Consider the following 6917-nt stretch of genomic DNA (forward strand, 5'->3'; position numbering starts at 1 on the left):
TGATATTGTTCTTTTTTTACTAAGAAATTCGTATACAGGGACTATGTTTACACAGAAACGGAGAGTGCAGAAGCAATCTGAAGAAACGAAGTGTTCGTATTTATCACCGGATTTTTCCTTTTATAAAGGGAATCAAAAAATCTGGGGATAACGACGATCGGAAGATGCTGCTGCAATCGAAGTGCAAGTGTAATGGATAGATCAGTTATACCGACCAACCAACGAAAGGAGCATGCATGCATGCAACTTGTAAATATACATGATGCCGTTGCACGGCTTAACCCCCCCCAACGGCAAGCCGTCGAGGCGACGGATGGACCGCTGTTGATTATGGCCGGAGCGGGCAGTGGCAAGACCCGGGTGCTCACACACCGGATTGCCTATCTTATTGCAACCCGGAAAGCACCCCCATGGGGCATTTTGGCTATTACGTTTACAAACAAAGCGGCACGAGAGATGCAGGATCGGGTATCCCAACTGGTTGGCGGCTCTCAGGGCCGTGACATTTGGGTATCGACGTTCCACTCCATGTGCGTCCGTATTCTGCGTCGTGACATTGAACGTATTGGATTCTCCTCCAATTTCAGTATTTTGGACTCATCTGACCAATTATCTGTCATTCGTAGTTGTATGAAAGACCAGAACATCGACACCAAGAAATTTGAACCAAAAGCCGTACAATCGATGATGAGCACTGCGAAGAATGAATTGATCAGCCCGGAGCAATATGAGAAGCAGGCTGCGGACTATTTCGAAGGCATCGTGGCGAAAGTGTATAAAATGTACCAGAAACGACTCCGAGCCAACAACTCGCTCGACTTCGACGATCTTATTATGGCGACCATTCAACTGTTCAAGGAAGTGCCGGAAGTTCTCGACTTTTACCAAAAGAAATTCCAGTATATTCACGTGGATGAGTATCAGGATACCAACCGTGCGCAGTACATGCTCTGCCGCATGCTCGCTGATAGTCATCACCGCATTTGCGTCGTAGGGGATAGTGACCAATCAATCTATCGCTGGCGTGGAGCGGATATTAGCAACATCCTGAATTTTGAAAAAGACTACCCTGAAGCCAATACGATTTTGCTCGAGCAAAACTATCGTTCCACTTCGAATATCCTGAATGCAGCGAATGAGGTAATTGGCCTGAACACGGGGCGCAAACCGAAGAAACTGTGGACGGACAAGGAGGGTGGTTCGAAGATCAAAGTGTATCGTGCGGACTCTGAGCATGATGAGGGATACTTTGTAACCTCCGAGATTAGTAAAAATGTGAAGAACGGCAAATCCTATCAGAACCATGCCATTTTGTATCGTACCAACGCCCAGTCACGGGTTATAGAGGAAATTTTGATCAAGTCTGATATTCCGTATCAGATCGTTGGCGGCATCAAGTTCTATGATCGTAAAGAGATCAAGGACATTCTGGCGTATCTGCGCCTGCTTTCCAACCCTGACGATGACATCAGCCTTACCCGGATTATTAATGTACCAAAACGCAGCATTGGTGATACAACGGTAGCGAAGCTGGCAGCAGCGGCAGGAGAACGGGGGATTTCCATATTCCGTGTGCTTCAGGTCGTGGATGATCTTGGTTTTGCCGGTCGAACGCGGAATGCACTGGTGGAGTTCTATGACATGATCGCAGCGCTGCATCAGATGGTAGAATATCTGTCTGTGACCGAATTGACCGAGAAGATCCTCGAGATGAGTCAGTACCGATTAGAGATGCAAAATGAAAACACACTCGAATCCCGTGCACGGCTCGAAAACATTGATGAGTTCCTGTCCGTTACGATGGAATTTGAGAAAAATAATGAAGACAAAACGCTTGTCTCGTTCCTCACCGATCTCGCACTGATTGCGGATATCGACAGCATGAACGATGATGAAGAGGATCAGAGTGACGCTGTTACCCTGATGACAATGCACAGTGCCAAAGGTTTGGAGTTTCCTGTCGTCTTTATCGTTGGTATGGAGGAAGGAGTTTTCCCGCATAGCCGGGCCTTTATGGACAATGAAGAGCTGGAGGAAGAACGCAGACTGGCTTATGTGGGCATTACACGTGCGGAAGAACAACTCTTCCTGTCTTGCGCGCAGATGCGGACCTTGTTCGGACGGACAACGGCGAACCCGCCTTCACGCTTCCTGGATGAAATTCCGGATGAGCTAAAAGAAGATACTTCGATCGCTCGTGACCGCTACCGACGGGGTAGCGGCGCAGGTGGATCTTATGGTGGTCGTGGACTTGGTGCTAGTGGAGGGAGCAACTTTGGTGGTAACACCAAGCTTTTCGATCACCAAAGCAAGAGTGGTTCATCTGCTACCTCATCCACGCCAACTTCCCGTGTGACCACAAGTACTTCTCGCCCAGCATATGCTACGCCATCATCTGCTTCCAAGCCCGCAGCTTCTAATGGTGAAGCAGGGTTCAAGGCCGGAGATAAAGTACAACACGGCAAATGGGGAACAGGTACCATTGTTGGGGTGAAAGGCACAGGCAATGACACGGAGCTTCAGATTGCATTCCCGGCCCCGGTCGGACTAAAACGCCTGCTTGCAGGCTTTGCTCCAATTACGAAAGTCGAATAAGAATGAAACTTCCTTTTGCACGATAACGGAGAGGACAGAAATAACTTGAAGAAGTGCAACGTTCGCCTTTATCCCAGGATTTCTACCTTTAAAGTTAATTAAAAGAAATCTGGGGATAACAGCGATCGGAAAGTTGTTCTGTTATCGGAGTTCACGTGCAATAGGAGTGTTCGTTCTACATAGATCAAATTAACGGAGGGATGGCCCTGTATGGACCCGATGCACCGGATGGAGCAACTCGTTACCGAGCTGAACCAGCATAATTATCAGTACTACACGATGGATCAGCCGCAGATTAGCGACAAGGAGTATGATCTTCTGTACGACGAGCTGGTTACGCTGGAACAGGAGAGCGGCATGGTTTTGCCTGACTCTCCGACACAGCGTGTGGGTGGTGAACTGCTCAAAGGCTTTACACCCCATCGCCATTTATCCCCATTGTGGAGCTTGGACAAAGCCCAGAATATTGAGCAGCTGCGGAACTGGAATACTCGTGTGCTCAAGCTGGTCAACGATTACAACACCAAAAATCCGGACAATCCGTTGCCCGAACCTGGCTATGTGATTGAACTAAAGTTTGACGGTCTGACCCTGAATCTGACCTATACAAACGGTGAGTTGGTTCAAGCCTCTACGCGTGGAAACGGAACTGTAGGCGAGGGTATTTTGGCACAAGTCCGAACGATCAAATCTGTTCCGCTCAAGATCCCTTATACAGACGGCACCATTGAAGTCCAGGGTGAGGGCATCATGAACCTGTCTGTGTTGAATCGGTATAATGAAACGGCAGCCGAGCCGCTCAAAAATGCTCGTAATGCCGCAGCAGGGGCGCTCCGCAACCTGAATCCGAAGACGACCGCCGAACGGCGGTTAAACGCCTATTTCTATAATGTTGGTTATTCGGAGGATATTCAGTTCGCCAACCATCAGGAGATGATGGACTTTCTCCGCGAGAATCGTTTCAAAGTCAATCCGTCCATTACGTATTTCCATGAGTTTGATGATGTGATGGAGCAGCTGGCTGCGATCCAGGAGAGTCGTGGTCAACTGGACTACCTAATTGATGGAGCTGTTATCAAAATAACAGACATGCGCACCCGTGAGGTACTCGGATACACGGATAAATTTCCTCGTTGGGCGGTAGCGTACAAGTTCGAGGCGGAAGAGACCACGACCGTTCTGAACTCTGTTGTCTGGAATGTAGGTCGTACCGGCAAGGTGACTCCACTGGCCCGAGTAGAACCGGTTGAGTTAGCCGGGGTAACGGTACAGAACTGCACATTGAATAACGTAGGTGACATTGAGCGGAAAAATCTGAAGTTTGCCTTGGGTACACGTGTCTTTATCCGTCGTTCCAATGATGTCATTCCTGAAATCCTGGGTAAAGTGACTGAAGAGAGTGATGGCGAGGAAATTGTGTTTCCAGAGCAATGTCCGGCATGTGGATTCCCGCTGGAGCAGCGTGGAGCGCATCTGTTCTGTAACAACAAGCTTGCTTGTAAGCCGCAGACCGTGGCCCGAATTTCACATTTTGCTTCCCGTGACGCCATGGACATCGAGACGTTCAGCGAGAAAACGGCGATTCAGCTATATGATGAATTGAACGTGCGTGAGCCTGCTGACCTGTATACGTTGCAATTTGATGATCTGGTGAAGCTGGAGCGGTTTGGCGAAAAGAAAGCAAACAACCTTATTGCTGCCCTGGAGCAGAGCAAGGATCGTGACCTCGCGTCGTTCCTGTATTCACTGGGTATTCCGAACACAGGTAAATCGACTACACGCATGCTGGCTGATCACTACCGCGACCTGCATGCCATTATGAATGCAACCGCAGAGGAGCTCGTTGAACTTCCGGATGTTGGCGGCATTGTAGCTGAGAGCATTGTGAACTTCTTTGCAGACCCGTTTACACAGGCGGCCATCGAGAAAATGCTGAATTTGGGTGTCAAAGCCCAAGCGCCTGAGGCTCCAGCTGCGATTGTGGAAGATTCCTTCTTCAGCGGCAAAACGGTCGTGCTGACTGGAACATTGCATCAACTCACACGGGAAGAGGCAACGCAAAGACTGGAAGCACTCGGAGCGAAGGTAACGGGTAGTGTCTCCAAAAAGACAGACCTCGTTATTGCCGGAGAGAAAGCGGGCTCTAAACTGACCAAAGCTCATGATCTCGGCATTCCTACCATTGAGGATGAGGATGAACTTGTACGTCTTTTGAATCAACAGGGATAACATAAAAACCCCCGAATGCCACAAATCGTGGAACGGGGGTTTTGGCTTACATATTTTTCTGATAAAACACGAACTAGCATTAACTTAAGTCAGGTATTCGCTGAGCTGCACCAGTGAGCCAGGCATCTTTGTCGTATCCACGTTCCTCCCAATAGCCGATATGTTCGCTTTCGATCAATTCAATACGATTCAGCCACTTGACGGACTTATAGGCATACATTTGGGGAATGACCAATCGTACCGGGCCGCCCAGATCTGCCGGGATCGGTTTGCCATCATGCATAACTGCTACCATAATATCCTCCATCTGTGCCTGATCCATTGTAATGGCATCCGTATATACACCATCTCCGGAGTAGAACTTGACGCTGTGCGCTTCAGGTTTCACTCCGGCTTGGGTCAGTAATTGCTTAAGCGATATACCCTCCCACGTATTCTTATATACAGACCATCCTGTAACGCAGTGAAAATCACTGACCTGAACGGTACGTGCAAGCTTAACGAACTGCTCCCAGTTCCATACTTGCGCCCGTTCAACAAGCCCATCAATCCGGAATGACCAATTTGCATTGGAAAAGGAAGGTATCGGTGTTACCGTATATACACGGAAATGGCCTTCGGCTCCACCTCCTATCGGTGGTGAAGAGGCATGCAATGGTTGCGGTAAGGGCACCATATGATTGGGGTCGTTCTCCAGCATGCTTTCAATACTGTTGTCTATATTGAGGTTCCGTCCAACCCATGATATAAAAGTAGGCCCCAAAGTCACAGCTAGCCCCACGCCTACAGCAGACCGGATAAATGCCCGCCGTGTATAAACGGGTTGGGGTTTCTCTTGTTGATGAAGAGGACTTTCCTTTGTGGTACGTATTGATTCTGTAGAAACTATCGCTGCTGGTGTCGCATGTTCATCAGGAGCATTAGTTGGAGGTACCATATTGCTGCCCGCTGCTTCAGTTGTTGTTGCCTTTACTGCACGGCGTGCAGGGTCTTTTAACCATCTCGTTCGCGTGATGGAGTGGTAGATAATATATGGCAGGCCAACCCAAGTCAGCAAATCATGAACCAGAAGCGCAGCATTCGACCATCTCGGCCCAGCAAGTTTGAATTGCCATAACACAATACCTGATAACAGCCATCCTCCCAGCAGTACAAGAACAACGATTGTATTTACTCTCTGCCAAGGCCTATTACGGAGTTGTTTCCAGTGCTTTCCCGCTAAAATCAAGTAATATACCACGGGTGCCAGCATAGCTAGCCCAACGATAATATGTAGCCATTTTAACCATACGCGTCCAATTCCGAGTAACTCACGCCAGAAACCACCGACCAACATAAGACCTGATACCGCGAGGATTACAACAATCCAGGCATTCCAGGCATGAATGGAGACGAGCTTTTTACCATAACCCTTACGAATCCTCCTCAGCCATTGCTTCATGTGCGTTCACCCCATATAAGTTATTCATCAGTACATCTTCGATATGAATCAAGACGATTATTAGAGAGCGGGTTCTGAATATAGTATCACCGAGGATTGTGTCATGGACTACTCATCGGAAGGATCATCCTTCCTTATTCTATATTATATATACCGTAATTATAGAGTGTTTGGATCACCTGAATCAAAAGGAAGGGGAAAAACTTCTTACTATAAAAGTATCCGCTAAATAGTTATCTAATCCGATTTGCGTACTAGTAGCTACACCTATCTGATTAATGAATAGAATTTACGTATTCAGTAAGCAGAAGTATTTGTGTACAACTAGAGTTATGCCTTCTGAATTTAAATAATTTGTCGATTGAAGTATTTGAGAGCTTTTAACCTAGAGGGAGTTTTGGGCTATAAAGTATTAATAGAAATACTATTAAAAAATGCTTGCTAAATGAATTAGATCATGATATATTATTCCTTGTCGCCTCAAACGAATGATTGTCGAAACGCTTTGAACGCTGACGAAAAAAAGAGTTGACAGTTAGTTAGTCAACATGATAAAATAAGATTCCTGTCCGGTTGACAAACTTCAACATAAACGGACAAACAAGTTCCTTGAAAACTGAACAAATGGATAGTAACTTTTGATTCATATGAA

At 47.2% G+C, this 6917-nt stretch carries 3 protein-coding genes; 2 read left to right on the forward strand and 1 reads right to left on the reverse strand.

Annotation, left to right across the window (positions count from 1 at the left end):
- The first annotated feature begins 240 nt into the window (after positions 1-240).
- Together pcrA and ligA are read left to right on the forward strand one after the other, a co-directional pair.
- Entirely contained in the window at positions 241-2595 is a 2355-nt protein-coding gene (gene pcrA, locus PPA03S_RS29370; protein ID WP_062329317.1) for a DNA helicase PcrA, read from the forward strand.
- Between the two features lie 210 nt (positions 2596-2805).
- Positions 2806-4824 (forward strand): NAD-dependent DNA ligase LigA, encoded by a 2019-nt coding sequence (gene ligA, locus PPA03S_RS29375; RefSeq protein WP_062329318.1) that lies wholly within the window; start codon positions 2806-2808, stop codon positions 4822-4824.
- A gap of 79 nt (positions 4825-4903) precedes the next feature.
- Here the strand turns inward: ligA and PPA03S_RS29380 are convergent, their stop codons facing one another.
- Complete coding sequence (locus PPA03S_RS29380; RefSeq protein WP_062329320.1) at positions 4904-6265, reverse strand: molybdopterin-dependent oxidoreductase; 1362 nt, start codon at positions 6263-6265, stop codon at positions 4904-4906.
- Positions 6266-6917: the final 652 nt, after the last annotated feature.

It is taken from the genome of Paenibacillus pabuli NBRC 13638 (assembly GCF_001514495.1).
Taxonomy (GTDB): Bacteria; Bacillota; Bacilli; order Paenibacillales; family Paenibacillaceae; genus Paenibacillus; species Paenibacillus pabuli.

Excerpts from the sequence above, each read along its gene's own strand:
- ligA (WP_062329318.1), top strand. The coding sequence starts at position 2,806 with ATGGACCCGATGCACCGGATGGAGCAACTCGTTACCGAGCTGAACCAG.
- pcrA (WP_062329317.1), top strand. The coding sequence starts at position 241 with ATGCAACTTGTAAATATACATGATGCCGTTGCACGGCTTAACCCCCCC.
- PPA03S_RS29380 (WP_062329320.1), bottom strand. The coding sequence starts at position 6,265 with ATGAAGCAATGGCTGAGGAGGATTCGTAAGGGTTATGGTAAAAAGCTC.